The 15,472-nt window shown below is 41.8% G+C and carries 19 protein-coding genes and 1 pseudogene; 7 read left to right on the forward strand and 13 right to left on the reverse strand.

The genetic code is table 11. From position 1 onward, the window contains the following. Window positions 1-95 precede the first annotated feature (95 nt). Genes BDD43_RS10570 through BDD43_RS10580 form a run of 3 tightly spaced genes read right to left on the reverse strand, consistent with a single transcriptional unit; the run spans window position 96 to window position 3,467 of the window. Window positions 96-626: a hypothetical protein gene (locus BDD43_RS10570; protein WP_121197645.1), complete on the reverse strand. Its 531-nt coding sequence runs from the start codon at window positions 624-626 to the stop codon at window positions 96-98. After that, window positions 626-1,270 (reverse strand): hypothetical protein, encoded by a 645-nt coding sequence (locus tag BDD43_RS10575; RefSeq protein WP_162847035.1) that lies wholly within the window; start codon window positions 1,268-1,270, stop codon window positions 626-628. The genes BDD43_RS10570 and BDD43_RS10575 overlap by 1 nt, the downstream gene beginning before the upstream one ends. Then, window positions 1,239-3,467 (reverse strand): Nal1-like putative serine protease, encoded by a 2,229-nt coding sequence (locus BDD43_RS10580; protein ID WP_121197647.1) that lies wholly within the window; start codon window positions 3,465-3,467, stop codon window positions 1,239-1,241. The genes BDD43_RS10575 and BDD43_RS10580 overlap by 32 nt, the downstream gene beginning before the upstream one ends. A 199-nt stretch (window positions 3,468-3,666) precedes the next feature. Here BDD43_RS10580 and BDD43_RS10585 point away from each other — a divergent pair. Then, window positions 3,667-3,765, forward strand: a pseudogene (locus tag BDD43_RS10585) (AraC family transcriptional regulator); the annotation flags it as partial. A gap of 122 nt (window positions 3,766-3,887) precedes the next feature. Here BDD43_RS10585 and BDD43_RS10590 read toward each other — a convergent pair. Both BDD43_RS10590 and BDD43_RS10595 read right to left on the reverse strand, forming a co-directional pair. After that, entirely contained in the window at window positions 3,888-4,520 is a 633-nt protein-coding gene (locus BDD43_RS10590) for a GNAT family N-acetyltransferase (RefSeq protein WP_121197648.1), read from the reverse strand. Between the two features lie 355 nt (window positions 4,521-4,875). Beyond that, a complete protein-coding gene (locus tag BDD43_RS10595; protein ID WP_040625684.1) occupies window positions 4,876-5,154 on the reverse strand; it encodes an NAD(P)-dependent oxidoreductase in 279 nt (92 codons plus the stop codon). Between the two features lie 16 nt (window positions 5,155-5,170). Here BDD43_RS10595 and BDD43_RS10600 point away from each other — a divergent pair, with 16 nt between their 5' ends. Beyond that, a complete protein-coding gene (locus BDD43_RS10600) occupies window positions 5,171-5,569 on the forward strand; it encodes a DUF4267 domain-containing protein (RefSeq protein ID WP_008504412.1) in 399 nt (132 codons plus the stop codon). A 12-nt stretch (window positions 5,570-5,581) separates the two neighbouring features. Further along, window positions 5,582-5,887 (forward strand): NIPSNAP family protein, encoded by a 306-nt coding sequence (locus BDD43_RS10605; protein ID WP_008504411.1) that lies wholly within the window; start codon window positions 5,582-5,584, stop codon window positions 5,885-5,887. A 154-nt stretch (window positions 5,888-6,041) separates the two neighbouring features. Here the strand turns inward: BDD43_RS10605 and BDD43_RS10610 are convergent, their stop codons facing one another. Both BDD43_RS10610 and BDD43_RS10615 read right to left on the reverse strand, forming a co-directional pair. After that, window positions 6,042-6,770, reverse strand: a complete 729-nt coding sequence (locus BDD43_RS10610) for an SDR family oxidoreductase (protein ID WP_040627014.1) — start codon at window positions 6,768-6,770, stop codon at window positions 6,042-6,044. Between the two features lie 69 nt (window positions 6,771-6,839). Then, a complete protein-coding gene (locus BDD43_RS10615) occupies window positions 6,840-7,718 on the reverse strand; it encodes a helix-turn-helix domain-containing protein (RefSeq protein ID WP_121197649.1) in 879 nt (292 codons plus the stop codon). Window positions 7,719-8,035: 317 nt separating this feature from the next. On the opposite strand from BDD43_RS10615, the gene BDD43_RS10620 reads away from it, so the two are divergent. Both BDD43_RS10620 and BDD43_RS10625 read left to right on the forward strand, forming a co-directional pair. Further along, entirely contained in the window at window positions 8,036-8,665 is a 630-nt protein-coding gene (locus BDD43_RS10620; RefSeq protein ID WP_246001535.1) for a Crp/Fnr family transcriptional regulator, read from the forward strand. 76 nt (window positions 8,666-8,741) lie between these two features. Continuing rightward, window positions 8,742-9,617 (forward strand): SDR family oxidoreductase, encoded by an 876-nt coding sequence (locus BDD43_RS10625; RefSeq protein WP_008504401.1) that lies wholly within the window; start codon window positions 8,742-8,744, stop codon window positions 9,615-9,617. A 127-nt stretch (window positions 9,618-9,744) separates the two neighbouring features. On the opposite strand, the gene BDD43_RS10630 is transcribed toward BDD43_RS10625, so the two are convergent. The 5 genes from BDD43_RS10630 to BDD43_RS10650 all read right to left on the reverse strand — a co-directional run bounded on the left by BDD43_RS10630 (window position 9,745) and on the right by BDD43_RS10650 (window position 13,233). Further along, window positions 9,745-10,407 carry an NAD-dependent epimerase/dehydratase family protein gene (locus BDD43_RS10630; RefSeq protein WP_008504400.1) on the reverse strand — a complete coding sequence of 221 codons (663 nt, stop codon included), beginning with the start codon at window positions 10,405-10,407 and terminating at the stop codon, window positions 9,745-9,747. Between the two features lie 25 nt (window positions 10,408-10,432). Further along, window positions 10,433-10,996: a TetR/AcrR family transcriptional regulator gene (locus BDD43_RS10635; protein ID WP_008504399.1), complete on the reverse strand. Its 564-nt coding sequence runs from the start codon at window positions 10,994-10,996 to the stop codon at window positions 10,433-10,435. Between the two features lie 9 nt (window positions 10,997-11,005). Continuing rightward, the gene (locus BDD43_RS10640) at window positions 11,006-11,416 is read right to left on the reverse strand and encodes a nuclear transport factor 2 family protein (protein ID WP_008504398.1); all 411 of its coding nucleotides are present in this window, start codon (window positions 11,414-11,416) and stop codon (window positions 11,006-11,008) included. Between the two features lie 77 nt (window positions 11,417-11,493). Beyond that, window positions 11,494-12,408, reverse strand: coding sequence for a helix-turn-helix domain-containing protein (locus BDD43_RS10645; protein WP_121197650.1), 915 nt, complete (start codon window positions 12,406-12,408; stop codon window positions 11,494-11,496). A gap of 69 nt (window positions 12,409-12,477) precedes the next feature. Continuing rightward, window positions 12,478-13,233, reverse strand: coding sequence for an SDR family NAD(P)-dependent oxidoreductase (locus BDD43_RS10650; protein WP_121197651.1), 756 nt, complete (start codon window positions 13,231-13,233; stop codon window positions 12,478-12,480). Between the two features lie 597 nt (window positions 13,234-13,830). Between BDD43_RS10650 and BDD43_RS10655 the strand changes: the two genes are divergently transcribed. Both BDD43_RS10655 and BDD43_RS10660 read left to right on the forward strand, forming a co-directional pair. Further along, on the forward strand, window positions 13,831-14,427 hold the full coding sequence (locus tag BDD43_RS10655; protein ID WP_121197652.1) for a Crp/Fnr family transcriptional regulator: 597 nt from the start codon (window positions 13,831-13,833) through the stop codon (window positions 14,425-14,427). A gap of 91 nt (window positions 14,428-14,518) precedes the next feature. Then, window positions 14,519-14,905 (forward strand): VOC family protein, encoded by a 387-nt coding sequence (locus BDD43_RS10660; protein WP_246001537.1) that lies wholly within the window; start codon window positions 14,519-14,521, stop codon window positions 14,903-14,905. A gap of 154 nt (window positions 14,906-15,059) precedes the next feature. Here the strand turns inward: BDD43_RS10660 and BDD43_RS10665 are convergent, their stop codons facing one another. After that, window positions 15,060-15,437 carry a winged helix-turn-helix transcriptional regulator gene (locus BDD43_RS10665; RefSeq protein WP_121197654.1) on the reverse strand — a complete coding sequence of 126 codons (378 nt, stop codon included), beginning with the start codon at window positions 15,435-15,437 and terminating at the stop codon, window positions 15,060-15,062. Between the last annotated feature and the right edge of the window lie 35 nt (window positions 15,438-15,472).

Raw genomic sequence — 15,472 nt, forward strand, 5'->3', positions numbered from 1 at the left:
TTGAACTCTATATTGTAACCTCTACATCAATTCCAAATGACTTTATATCATCCTCAAATTGAAAATTGCCCATCAATGTTCCTGGCCGACCTTTTTTATTTTAATGCGAGGATTGCGCCCAGTACAATACTAATGATCTTGATCGAATAATTGAGAATGTTGGTGATTGTCTTTAATCGTCCTTCCGTGATGGAAAATAGCTTGGTTAGCAGATCGATAACGATTTTGCGGGCAAAGATGGCCACGGTCAATCCAGGGATCGTAAGAAGGAAGATGGCAAAATAAAACGCCGCGTATTTTTTCAGATTGTCGATATTCTTCATTTCCTGGACGCTGACTTCGCCGATACTAGCTACGTAGAAGTACCCACCTTTAATCATGATCTCCGCAGCACCCTTAAAGCACAGGGCGGCGAGCAAAGCTAATGAGATAAGTAAAGCCGCTTTGCCTACGGACTGCCTGCCTTGGAAACCGGCGGAAAAACTCAGGCCGATGCAGATCATAAACAGCAGCCATATCAGCATCCCGTTTGCCAGGGTGATATCCTTGCGCGTTAAAACTACGGCTGCGATGACCGAAAGCAGGCAGCCGAAGGCCACGTTGGCCCAGTAGGGTTTTATTTCCATCAGTTCAGTTCAAATAATGCTTCAATATACTGCTTAGGCTCCGGATTCAATAACCTGGACGGGCTTTTCAGGCCTAGTGTTTTTTCAAAATGCTGTACGAACGTAATACAGTCGTTATTAAATAACTTGTACCGTTTGGACCTTTTAAATGACAGCGACAACAGTTTTTGGCAATCCTCGAACTTCGTGCTGTCGATCCAGGCAACCAATGTAAATTTGACCGGAAACAGGATCGCTCTTTTGCCCTGCAGGTCCAGTTCTATCCTGCTGTCTGTGCTGTCCCTCACGACTTCATAGCTATCGCGGGCTACCGAGTAAAAGCCATAAGCTTCCGTGACCGGGAATTTCCGCTGATCATGATAATCAGACATCGTGATGAAAACATGGCCGTAAAACCCCGCGTCCCTTTCGCAGAAAATCACGGCGTAATGGTTCCTGCTTTTATCCTTCCGCAGGTCGAGCAATTTTGCAGGTATTGTTTTAGGAAAATGAAAGCAAACATAAAGACCCGCGCCAAACAAAATCGCCAACAGGCCAAAATACCGGGCTGACTCAGTAAAAGGAACTTTTGTTTTGTCTATCATTCCGATGAACCTGCATAACTGAATACAGCTACCAGCAAACCGCTTTATAAGCTTCGACATCGTCGAGCGTATAAGACGGGATGAAAGTAAGGTCGCTGTATAATTTGATCAGGTCGGCCTGCTTTAACTCGATCAGTGCTTCTGTGGGAAGCGCATCGCCATTGCCGTGTTTCCAGGCGCTCTGCCAAAGTATAGCCAGCGCATGCGCGCCGGTCGCCATGGTTGCAGCAGTTTTATCATTCAGCTCGGCCCACATTTTTTCCGTTTTACCCCGGCCTTTGGCATTCCTCCAGCTTTCCAGTACCTCCATCGGCGGGAACGCCGCGATAGTATTTCGCATCAGGCTGATGATATGAACCGCGGCATCTTTGCCGTGCGGGCCGATCAGCTCCGCATCGTTGACCTCCTGCCCCAGGGCGTGGATCATCGGGAAGAGGTCGGCCATTTTGGCGGCGATCAAACCTGTTTCATAATCCGAGTGCACACCCATTTCCTTCACGGTCTCCCCGTGGTGCAGATAGGAAATATGCAGGGGCTGACAGGCGTCTCCGGCATAGTGGGACATAATCCCCCCGGCCACGAGGTATTCTTTCAAATTGCCTGCTTTCAGCGATTTGATCATCTGGTTATAGCATTGCCATATCCGGAACGGCAAGGCCCCGCGGCGGGGCCGCAGCGTTTTGGTGCCGTCCTTCTCGGTTTTATAAACCGGATCAGCAATGTCCATCTCCTTGTCAAACGCCAGCCATTGTTCGATGGTTATAAAATTAAGGTCCTCGTTCAGTTTTAACAGGCTCTGATCATTCATCACCGCTGGGTTATGTTCATCCATATCCGCGAAATGGTTAGATTCATCGGCTTTTCGCCTGGGATCGTTGCGCCAGATGATATCCGGAACGTCCGCCAGCGGCACAAAAGTCCCGTGCGGAACTTTACCGGGTACCATTTTGCCCCCGGTCATATCCAAATCCGTATAACCGATGTTTTTTTGGTTGGCCATCAGGAAAGTGGAACACTTGGTGTTCGCTTTAACCAGTTCACAGGCGTAAGCGCCAATTTTAAAGTGCCCTACGGAACCCCAGGTGTTGACCTGGCCGAGGTTCCAGTCACGGACGATCTCCACATCGAGATAGTTGCAGACATTGCTCAGGAAAGTACCCAGGATATACGGCTGAACTTTTTTACCGGCATTTTCAATAAATTCGTGCATCCCCCATAAAATACCCAGCGGCTCGCCGCCCTCCGGGCAATCTACCAGCAACAGGGTACCCGAATCGCCATGGTGCACGTTCAGTTCGCCGACCGGTTGCCCCGCCGCCGGGCCGATCAGGAAATCGCTGACATAGTCAAACCCGCCGACAGACTTGTAGCGGTAAAACAGGGCCTGCAATTCACCAATGATCTTCTTACCGGAAACGGCACCATAACCTATTACAGGTTGTCCGACCAGTTTTAGGCTGATATTATCGTTATTAATGTCAATCAGCCTGCCCATTTCGCCGATCTCCAGTATTTCGGCTTTCCACTGGTTGACGTCGTTTACGCGCATCAAACCGATATCCATGTTGAGATAGGTCTTCTGCGCGGGAAAATCAGGATAAATCTCGTTGAACAAAACCCGGCCGATCTGCAGTTCGGACGCTTCACCTACCACCGTTTCTTTTCCATCAAGAAACGTCGTGATCTCCGATCCGGGATCTCCCGTCACATGACGGTTGGTTAAAGCATAGGTGTAGTGGCCATCAGTTACGAGGCAGCCGAATGATGCAATGTGATCGCGGCCTTGTACTTCGGTCATCAGCGGGAACCCGCCGCTGATGATATTGGTCGGGAAATGCAAACCGTCGATATCTACGTCAGAGGTTACTCTATCCTGTTTCTTCGACTCGATGACACATATCGGAACAGCCTTTCCGTTTTTCAGATAGTATGTTTTGGGAATAATCGCCGACGAGTCGGAAATAAGCGCCTGGGGATTCTCCCAGGTATCGACAAAGACGAGGATCGCCGGCCATGAATACGGTCTTATTTCGGAATTTTCCAGCGTCCGGGCGGTAGATTTAAAGCCTGAGTTGTCCGGGTGGGGATTTTCGGCTGTGGGCCACTTTTCTGCTTTGCGAATGCGGTAATAACCTAGAGCGGTTGCTACTACATTCTTTTTTTTCATCAAATGAAGGTGGAAGTCTTCACGGGCGTCAGCCAAATCTTTCAGTGAAAGTTCGGCGAAGTTATATTCCGAAGGATCAAAGGTGCTCATGGTTTACGGTTTAGGCTTACAAGGTATTATTTAATTTATTAATAAACAATAAGTTAGATGTTAATTATTTATTAAATAGCTTGGCTAATTCACCGATTTGCGAACGAGCTGTTTGTATTTTAAATAAAGATATCAGCGTACCGGCATATTATTTCTTGCCATCTTATGACCGCACACTATGTCGGAACAATAGTGTTTTGCATATGAATTAGGCTTCGAACATTCACAATCGTTCAGCAAACTTTTCAAGACAAAGACAAATGTTTCGCCTTTGGAGTTCAGACAGTCTTTTAATTAAAAGCGACAGAAAGGCAGCCTACTCGGAAACAATAAAGCATCAACTGGAGCGATATCAATTTTGGTCGTGATCTATACTTCTGGTGTTTTTATTTTAAATATTTGATGCGGCGTTTGAAAACTTCAGGCCAGCAACGAACTGACCGGTTTACGCATCAGCACCCAGTATGAAGCATTGGTATTGGGTTCATCAACCTTGGCTATTATTTCATAGCCTAAACGCTGATAAAACGGGAGGCTTTTGGGATTGAAAGTCTCCAGGTAGGTCGGTTTCATTAGACGATCTGTATCCTGTAAAACACCACGTACCAGCGCCGATCCCAGCCCTTGTCCCTGGCGGGCAGGATTCACACCGAGAATAGAGAGGTACCAGGCATCATCAGGGATTGATTGCTGTACCTTATCCGCCATAAAAGCATTGATTAGGTCGTAAATATGGAGTGAATGTTTTCCGATGTTTTGCCTGATAAAAGATTTCTTAGCCAGTTTTTTTGCTGTTTCAGCGGATTCATCCATAGGCCGAGCCCAGATGGAAACTCCGTTAGGGTCACCGTCTGGGATAAATAACCTGCCGTATTGAGTTGCCTCCTGCATGGAGTAGTCGAGGTATTTTAACAATGCAGTTTTTTTAGCTGCTTCTCCCGCTAACGGTTTTAACAACGCAATATAAAAAGGGTCATCGCTTAGTGAGTTATATAAGGATTCCGCAAGCGCTGCATACTTAAAAACGTAACCTGGTGAGATCTCTTTATTCATTATGGCGATTTTATCGTGTGGGAGCACAAAGTTAGCATTACGATCGCCTTCAGGTGAACGCAACAGAAAGTGTCATCACTTTTTTGACATATTCGTGGCTATACTCCGCTGTTGATTGTTGCGTTCATGACTTAACAGACTATAATTTTGGCGCAAAGACCTTTCTCCAATTCCAATAACTCACTCGGAAATCGTTGATACAACAACGTTAACGAATTATTTTTTTTGCGATATAAGATTTAAACGAAGTACCACAGATATGATCTTAGCGTCTTAACAATTTAAAAAAGCTATTTAGACGATTAAATTAATTGCTTTCTAATGAGTTTTGTAATTCGGCCATCCGATCAAATCATTATTCATTGTCGGGTGAATGGCCGATGCTAAACTGTTGGTTTAAAAATCGCTTGTTTTTGATTTCGTCAACCAGAGCAGCGGCATAATCTACATAAGAAATTTTGCTGTCGCCATGCACATCAAAAACCAAATTAGTGGTTACGAGCCTGTATTCACCCGTGCGCTCACCTGGTTCTATATGATTAGCCGGGGCCGTAAAAGAATTACCACGCAAAATTAATTTGTTAACCCAGGTGCATGAACGCCCGCTGCTGCAGGGATAATTTTGTATCAACATTTAAAAACAAATTATCATGACAACAAAAATTTCTTATGCAATCGCATTTTTACTGGGACTGGGAATGGTGTTCCTGGGAGCCCGCTTTTTTTCCTCTCCTGAAGTGGCAACAGCCGCATTCGGCATCCGCTTTAATTCAAATGGCGACTATTCTTTTCATCACATCAAAGGTATCAGGGATATATTTTCCGGGATCTTGTTGTGCGCTTTAGTTTTGATGAAAGAACGCCGGGCCCTGGGCGTAATGTTAGTAGTCGCAACCATCATCCCTGTTTCCGATATGATTACTGTGCTCGAAAAAAGTTATACCAGTGTGCCACAGGCGATACCGCATATTGTAGCGACTATTATTTGTTCAGTAGTCGGCATACTGTTACTGACCGCTAAACCTCAAATAAAAACACCATCAAAGTAAAAAATTAACATCATGGACCAACTAAGAATTTACACCCTCGCTGATAAAGAAACAGCCGCACAATATTTCACAGCAAATTGGGCTAAGCACAGAATAAACCTTCCGAAGTTCGGCTTTGAGGTCAAAGGCGTTTGGATCGGTAATACACCGGGGATTGCAAACCAGGTCATCGCCCTGGTATCCTTTCCGGACGATGGCGATGCCGATGAAATGACTGAACGCTATTTAAAAAGCGCGGAATTTGCTGCTGATACTGCGGGATTTGACCGAAACAAAATCATTAATATAGAAACGAAGATTTTAAGGTCTGGAAACTAACAGAATTTTACTGCATGACGTTTTCTGACATCTTGTAAAAGTCATTATAATTAGGCTTTCCGTCAACGTCTTTTAAGATTAAAGAGGCTGTGTCATTATGATACAGCCTCTTTTTTGCACTGCCATAAGCAGTTCATTTATAAGAAAAGCTTTTTTACCACGGGCAACTCGCCGGTTCAAGAAAATATTCTTCACTGATAAACTTTCCTGTTGGGCCATCCTGATCAATCAAAGCGTACTTGGCAATACGCTGCCCGGCTTCTTGTACTGTGCTTGTTCCCTGATGCCCTGTAAAATCGGTTTTAGTATAACCCGGACAAACCATGTTGACTTTAAACGGCATATCACGGAGCTCATAAGCAAGATTGATCGTGTACATATTGAGCGCAGCTTTGCTTGATTGATATAAAGCCATTTTAGGGCTGCCGGGATGGCCTGCCGCGAGGGAAAGCGAGCCCATGGCAGAACTCACGTTTACAATGCGTGGCTGCGGTGATTTTTTTAGCAGATCAATAAAAGCTTGCGTGACGCCAACCACGCCAAACACATTGGTTTCATAAACCAATCTGAACTGATCAATGGTTGCTTGGAGTGCGGATTGCGGAAATCCACCAGAAATACCTGCATTATTCACCAATACATCCAACACCCCGGTTTTTTGAACTATAGTTGCGCGGGCCGCCGCAATCGACTCCTTGTTGGTGATATCTAATTGTACAGCTTCAATGTTAATGCTACCCTCGGCTTTAAGCTTTGCTACTGCTGATAAACCGTTTTCAAGGTTACGGCTGCCTATATAAACGAAGTGGCCGTTTTGGGCGAGTTGCCGTGCGGTCTCCAATCCTATGCCTTTGTTTGCTCCAGTTACTAATGCTATTTTCATTTGATTAATGGTTTTAACTAATGAAGCAAAAGTAATCTGCAGAAAATCATGCAGGGTGGACAAATCATTTTAGTTACTGGACAAATCGTTATAATTTGCTAAAAATTCGCTAACGCTTTTACCCGTGGTCTTCTTAAACAACCGCGAAAAATAATCAGGGTCGTTAAAACCCAATTCATAAGCAAGCTCTTTTACCGAAAGCGTAGAGTATTGCAGTTTCCGCTGCGCTTCCAGTATCAGCCGGTTCGTCATCCACTCTTTTGGTGAAACTCCGGAAAATTCTTTCACAACACTATATAGACTACTCGTAGTCATCGCTAATTTATCGGCTATAGTTTGCACATCGTTCTGCTCGGTCAGGTGCGTTTCTACGGCAAGTTTAAAAGCAATGTATTTGGACAATTTTGAATTTGGCAGGTTCCCCTGCACACCCTGTTCGAAGTAAGCGCTGTTAAATTCAGTTAAAAGCGTATTCATATACGCCAAAATAATTTCAGTGTCTCTTGGGGCTTCTGTATGATGAAGCAATTGATATAAGTGGGCAAAAACTGACTTAACCCGTTCCTTAGCATCCGGTGTAAATGTAATGGTATTCGAATTCAGAGGATTTAACAAAAATGGAAATGAATTTGGAAGCAGCGCCAATAAATTATCATCAAATGCAGCTTTGTAGTTCAGGTTATGGGGGCCATTAGGAGGATTACAGAATATCTGGTTGGGTAAGCCAAAAATCATTTGCCCATCAGAAATGGTAATATCCTGTAAGTCTATTTTATAAGTTTCTGTTCCCTGGTCTAAAAAAACAAAACAATAATAAGTCAGCTTGTGTGGCTTAAGTAGTTTTTCTAAAATATCCTGTGGTATATCAAGCTTACAGTTTTCATTCACTGTAAGATCCAGCCGGTCAGCGCGTCCGATCTTATCTGATGACCTTTTAGTTTCTTGCATGCCCTTTCATTAAACAAACAAAGATGAGAAAAGTAAAGGATGATGTGAGAGCTCTATGATTGTTTATCCACACGGATCAATTAAAATGACTAACTTTTGATTTAACGATAGCTGATTCCTACATTATACCGCCACTGACACAACCTCTGTTAAGTTCTGCTCAAATCTTAATTCCCATTCTTTCGGCATATTAAGATTGGAAGAGAGCCAGGCCTGTTTCTGTAAAAGAGTACTGTACTCTTGGCGGTATTTCTTACTGCCCAAGGCAGACATCGCATTGCCCAGAGGGCATACAAGTTTATTTATTTATTTTTGTTGTGAGTGACGATATAAATAAAGATGTTGGCGGTAATAAAGCAATACCCAAAATGATAAACAGCTTATTGAACAGCATACAAAGGGTGATAACGCTAAGCCCGGCAGAAATCGATATCGTGACATCTTTGTTTAAGGAAAAGATTTATAAAAAGGGAGACTTCTTTTTAGAAGAAGGGCGAGTTTGTAAACAGGTAGGATTTGTGGCAAAGGGATTAATGCGGTTCTATATCAACCAGGATGGGGAGGAAAAGATCTATGACTTTTCCCAGGAAAATGAATTCGTATGCAATTATGAAAGTTTTCTTCCTCAGCTTCCCTCGTCGAAAAACATTCAGGCTTTAGAAGACAGTATAGTTTTTGTTATTTCGCACGCGGATCTGCAACTGTTTTATGCCAATATAGAAGGAGGGGAACGTTTCGGCAGGGTTGCCATTGAATCGGTCTTCGTGAAAATGCTGCAGGACATCAGTGCATTATATGCAGAAACACCTGAATTGCGTTACGAGCGGTTTTTAAAAAACCATGCAGATTTGCAGCAAAGGATCTCCCAGTATCATATCGCTTCTTTTGTCGGGGTAAAACCGCAATCACTTAGCCGTATCCGGAAAAGAATTTTTACCCAGTTCTGATTAGTTAACCCAGGTGCATTTTTTGGGGAGTTATTTCATGGAATTTTGCTTTATCAATTTATAAAAAAAGCAAAAAATGATTTTAATAACAGGCGCAACAGGACATTTTGGAAAATCAACCATTGATTTCCTATTAAACAAAGGCATTCCTTCAACCAACATCGTTGCATTGGTAAGAGACGAAGCAAAAGCCGAAGATTTAAAAGCAAAAGGTATTACGATCAAAACCGGGGATTACCATAATTACGATTCTTTGACTGCAGCTTTTAAAGGGATCGATAAACTCTTATTGGTATCAAGTTCTGATGTAGTGGATCGTACCGGGCAACACCGGAATGTGGTATCGGCAGCAAAAGAAGCGGGCGTAAAGCATATTTTATACACCAGTACCGAGCGCAAAAACGAAACGGCGTCTTCGCCTATTCATTTTGTGACCGGTTCACATATCGAAACGGAAAATATCATCATAGCAAGCGGCATACCCTATACCATTTTCAGGAACAACCTGTACCTTGATATGGTACCCATTTTTTTAGGTCAGCAGGTGTTAGAAAAAGGCGTGTTTTTACCAACAGGTGAAACCAGGGCTGCATTTGCAACGCGGGACGATATGGCGGAAGCTACCGCCAATGTTTTGATTACTACCGGGCACGAAAACAAAGACTACGGCATCAGTAATACGGAAAATATATCCATCCCGGAAATTGTAAGAAGTTTGAGTGGCATTGTCGGCAAAGAAATCAGCTATGTCAGTCCTACAGCAGAAGTATTTGTTGAAACGATGACTAAGGCAGGAATGCCTGAACAATTTGTCGGGATGTTCGCAGGGTTCTCAGAAGCGATCAGGCAGGGTGAATTTGAAACCGACAAAACAGACCTGGAAACGCTTTTAGGCAGAAAACCAGTTTCCGCGGAGGAATTTTTGCAAGGCGTATACGCTGCTAAAAAATAAGTAAGATTTTTTAAGTGAAAATAGCGGCAACTTAAATGTGGCCGCTATTTTTATTAATTTTGATCACCTGATGACCGACCTGCGGAATATGGATTACAGCATGTAACATACTTTTATCGTTTCGATTTTATTTGTCCAGCTCTGCCTGTTTGGCAATTGATTTTAAATCTTTTATTTCTAAAATATTTTTGTTGTATCCAAGTGTCAGTATTCGCATTAATGTAGTTCCGATCTCATCATAAGTTAAAGTTTGATTTGGAAAAAGAAAAGGATAAATTAGGTTAAGTCCTTTATAAATCAACCGCACATTTTTCTGCGCTTTCAACGGAATAATGAAACCTGGCCGGAAGCTGTAAACAGCTTTAAAAGGTAGCTCATTTAATGCGTTCTCTGTTTTGCCTTTTATCCTTGCCCACATTATTTTTCCATTTTCCGAGCTATCGGCATAAACTCCCGATAAGTAGAAGAAAACCATATCCGGATTCAAATGGGCAAGTTCTTTTGCAAATATGATGGTGGTATAAAAAGTGATGTGGCTGTATTGCTGCTCACCCATACCAACGGAACTTATTCCTGCGCAATAAAAGCAGCCGTCGTAGCCAGTTAATTGAGCGCTGTAGGCGGCTAAATCTGTAAAATCTTTTACGATCAGTTCAGCAAGTTTGGGATGCCTTAACGGCGACGCTCTTCTGTTCACCATCAATACCTTGGTAACATTGGGATGATCAAGAGCAGCCAGCAAAACGCCTTCCCCAATCATTCCTGTGGCTCCTGTTATGATTATTTTCAATTCCTTATTGATATTACGTTGCTCATCAGCATTCAATCATTTTCCAAAACATCAAGAATGTATCCTCAATGATGTTGTGCTGTTCTTTTTTGGTGAATTTATTGGAAGAAAGGTATTGATTTACACCAAATACCTGATGACTGATCAAAGCGTACAATAAGTTGACATCCATATCGGCGATCTGTTGCTCCCCTATAGCCACACGAAAAAGTTGTAATACGGGCGCTATCTGAGCCGAAATTTCATCAGCCCCGATTTTCTTCAGATAGGGGGAATTGGAGAACTGTGCCAGAAATGAAAATTCGTTGGGATTACGGAGCGACCATTTAAGCGATTCAACATAATAAGTTTTGATGACTTCCTTTGTTGATTTTACTTCTGCCAGTGCAAGATTTATACTTTCTGCTGCCTGTCCTTTTATTTTTAAGTAAAGTGAAATGATCAACTCATCTTTAGTCGGAAAAAAATAAAACAAAGTCCCCGTTGCTATACCTGCCTCTTTTGCAATTTTACTTGTTGGTGTATCATTAAATCCTTGTGATACAAACAATTCCAATGCGGTTTGAAGTAGTTTTTCTCTTTTATCCATCGCTTAAGATTAATTTTTCACATCGTCCATCGGGCCACAGAATAATTCATTTACCATAATGGTATCCAAATATTCATAAAGCCCGCTAATTAAGCCATTCTTAAAGGTTAATAGCAGCATCACCTTATTTTCGTAAATACGACCATCCTTTCGCGTTCCCCGAATATGAACATAAAGTGCTGCCCGCTCTTCGTCTGCCGTGATAGATTGAAGCGTCATTTTCATTCCCTGCGGGAATCGTTCTGCTACGGTGCCCCATAATTTTGCCTGATTTTCTGGCGATTGATAACCTCCAAACGGCCAGGATCGCTCACCACTCAACCAATAAACACAATCAGGCGTTTTTAATGTGTTCATTTCATCGAACTTTCCGGCCACCATTGCATTGAAATATTTTTCTGCTATTTCCTTTGTTTGCATGTTTACTAATTTAGTGACTGTTCAGTCAGTCAATGCAAATGTACAATAATTTATTTACCCACAATTTCATGATTTATTTAATTAAAGGATCGACGGAAGGCGAGCGGCGAGAACTTGGTCTTATTCTTGAACAACTTGTTGAATGACTGGCGATGCTCGAATCCCAATTGAAAGGCAATTTCACTTACTGACAAGTCGGTGGTTGCTAAAATATCCTGTGCTTTTGCTATGAGTTTGTCGTGAATGTGCTGCTGCGTATTCCGGCCGGTAAGCGTTCGCAACATATCGCTTAAATAGCTTGCGGAAACATTCAGTTCTTCTGCCAGGCTGTTCACTGTTGGTAAACCGTTTCTTGCATGATTGTCAAAGTGTTTTGACAGGTTATTTTCAAATTTTGAAAGGAGATCGTTGTTCGACATTTTCCTGGTCACAAATTGCCTACTGTAGAACCTGTTACAGTAATTTAACAGCAGCTCCAGGTTTGATACAATAACATCCGCACTAAAATTATCGATCCTTGACTGGTATTCCTTTTCGATGTTCCTGACTAAACTCTCGATCAGTTTTTCTTCTTCGTCTGAAAGATGTAATGCCTCGTCGGCTTCGTAAGCAAAGAATCCATAGTTTTTAATGGATTTACCTAAAGGATAGTTCCTGATCAGATCGGGATGGAATAACAATGACCAGCCGTCATCATCAGCTTCATCGCCCTGATCGACAGCAATGACCTGATTAGGTGCTGAAAAGACCATCGTTCCCTTATCAAAATCATAATAGTTTCTGCCGTATCTCATTTGCCCCTGAAAGCTTCGCTTGATACAGATATGATAAAAGTTCAAAACCAAACGATGGGTTTTGTTTTCATGCCCAGGATTCTCACCCGTATGATCGATCAGCGTAATGAGCGTATTCTTTGGTGGCGGCAAACACAATAGCCGGTGTAATTCTGAAACTGAATTAATTATCTTGATTGGCTGCTCTGCTTTTTTCATGCTTAAAATTAAAAACAAACAGGAAAGTAATCTTTCCTGTTTGTAAGTTCTTACTTTTTGATCTCCATTTTATTTGTAGCCGCCGGAAACCTCGATGAATTGACCAGTTATGATTGCTGATTGGTCCGAAGCGAGGAATACAGCCATCTTTCCTATGTCTGCAGGGGTGGCCATACGCCCAAGCGCGCTTTTGCTTATCATCTGTTTTACAGGTTCAGATTCCGCCGTAGCCCCGAATTTCTGTACACCTTCCGTCAGTACACCGCCTGGTTGAATAGCATTTACCCGGATTTGTTTAGAACCCAATTCCTGTGAAAGCGATGTAGTGATCGAATTCACAGCACCTTTCGAAGCTCCGTAAACCAGTGAATAAGGATCGGGCCTGTTACCCGCATAAGAACTGATGTTGATGATACTTCCACCATGATCGCCAAATGCTTTCACGGCTTCCTGCGAAGTTAACAGGATACCTAAAACATTGATATCAAAGATCCGCTGATAAGAATCTTCAGTAAAATGCTCCAATAGTGCAAACTCGTAAATGCCGGCATTATTGACCAGTGCATCCAATCTGCCGAAAGATTGCAGGGTTTGTTGAAAAATCGCTTTTACATCGGCCTGCTTTGACATATCTCCTTGAAGGGCTATTGCGGTACCGCCTGCCTGCATGATCTCGTTAACAACGACATCCGCATCAGGCTTGCTTGAAGCATAATTTACCACAACTTTAGCACCTGCGGCTCCCATCTGTTTGGCGATCCCGGCACCGATCCCTTTTGATGCGCCTGTTACGATCACTATTTTGTTTTCTAATTGATTGCTCATTTTTCTTTGATTTTATGAGATCAAAATTGAGCTGTAAATAGCGCAAAAAGGTATCCAAAACAAAGTTAGTGGTAGTCATAACGGGATTATCTACGGTCCAAATGCTGATCTTGGAGATGATGACGTGATGAAAATAACGGGCGTCGTCGTTATACTGTCTTATTGTGAGCATTAATGTAGTGCCTGGATGGTTAGTTGAAAGACCGTCTAAATTCCAAAGGTGACAAGTTGGTCTTTGTTTTAAACATATTTACGTAATGTTCGTTCAGATTAACCAATAAAGTAAAATCTATGCTTTTTAGGATTTAAGAGAACTTATGCAGGTCAACTCTGATTGACATTGATAGTCTAAACACTTTTTATAAGCTGGTGAGTACATCCGCCTGACACCAAACCCTTATGCGTCGATTGGATAGCCCTTTATACTTGGCGAAAAAAGGCCCTTTGTGGATTTAGAAGTGTTAAAGAAGATATAAGTCAAATATTTTTGAGCCAACCTAATTATCAAATTTTGAGGGAATAGTGATAGTAACTGTAGGAGGCAGAAAAGTCGGCTAATATTCATACTATTGGCAATACATTTATATTTTGCTTGCTTTGGAAAAAACACATGCTGATACTTTGCTGATAAATCATGTATTGAAAAGAATCAATCTATCAACGGATGAACAAATACATTTTACCTCACTGTTTACCTTAAGAAAAATTTTACCAAGGCAATATCTATTGCAGCAAGGGGACATTTGTAAATATGAATTTTTTGTAATTAAAGGTTTTTTACGTTCATTTTTTGTTGATGACCCTGGGACTGAACATACCCTCAATTTTGCTTTCGAAGACTGGTGGATTTCTGACTCTAAAAGTTTTCTTCAATTATTGCCCTCCGAAATAAATATTATTGCACACGAACCAACAATCGTAATGCAAATAGAAAAAGAGGCCTTAGATCAACTTTATCTTGATTATCCGGTCTTCGATAGATTCTGGCGATTGCTAAATCAAAATTTCAATTTATCGCAGAGTGAAAGGATTTTGAACGCTATTTCAATGAATGGAGCAGAGCGGTATCATGCACTAGTGGTTAAATATCCCAAGGTTGAAAGTCGCTTAGCCCAAAAGCACATTGCCTCTTATCTCGGAATCACTCCTGTGTTTTTAAGTATGATCAGGAGAAGTCAGTTCAATATTAAATAATTTTAACCTATAATCTTAAAATAGTTAAACACGTTCTTTGCAATTAAGACGGATATTGGATTTCTAAATTAAATACTTAAATAAGATTATTATGAAGTTTGATCATGCCGCCTTACAAGTTCAAAATATGGACAGAGCAATTGCATTCTATACAGAAAAGTTAGGCTTTACTTTAAATCACAGAGCTATAAATCAAGAGGAACAAGAGGAATACGCTTTTATCTCCGCTGGCAATGTCCGTATTGAATTAATCCAAGATTTGACTAATGACTATACATTACCTATACTGAAAAAACCATTCTGTCCGCATTTATGCGTCGAAGTTGAGGACTTGGAGGTAGCTGTGCGTGATCTGGAAGCAATGGAGATTCCGATACTTAGAGGTCCATTGGAGATTGAAAACGAAGAAACCTGGGTTTATTTTTCTGATCCTGACCATAATGTTCTTGAATTCATCCAGTGGTATAATAAAAAATAGTTTTTTTTAATTGCACTTTATCTTAATCCCATTGCGTCTTAACTTAACTAAGACTACTGCCCGGATGTCTCTATTTTCAAAATATTCTATTTTTAGAAATCCGGGAACTCCAGAGGCGCAATATTTGTCTTTGTCTTGAAAAGTTCGTGCGCAATTATTCTTTTTTAGCTATTTCATCAATTATTTTCCCCCTATGGCTCTTCCCCCACAAAGCCATTTCGTCAATGATGGGTTTTAAACTATGGCCGTAGTTGGTCAACTCGTACTCAACCGTAATGGGTTTGGTGTTCATTACAGTGCGGGTTATTAAACCGTTTATCTCTAATTCCTGCAATTCTTTGGAAAGCATTTTGGTACCGATCCCAGCTAATAACCGCTGTAGTTCCATATACCGCTTTTTTCCGAATGAAGCTAAACAGGCGATGATCATAACTTTCCATTTGCCGCTTAATATATCCTTTGTATCGTTGATCGCTCTTAATCGCTCCCAGCAATCTACCGATATACTTCCGTCAACCAACTTTGTTCCCATATTACAAAAATACAATACTTCCCCGAAGGATACTA

The organism is Mucilaginibacter gracilis (assembly GCF_003633615.1).
In the GTDB taxonomy this organism is placed as follows: domain Bacteria; phylum Bacteroidota; class Bacteroidia; order Sphingobacteriales; family Sphingobacteriaceae; genus Mucilaginibacter; species Mucilaginibacter gracilis.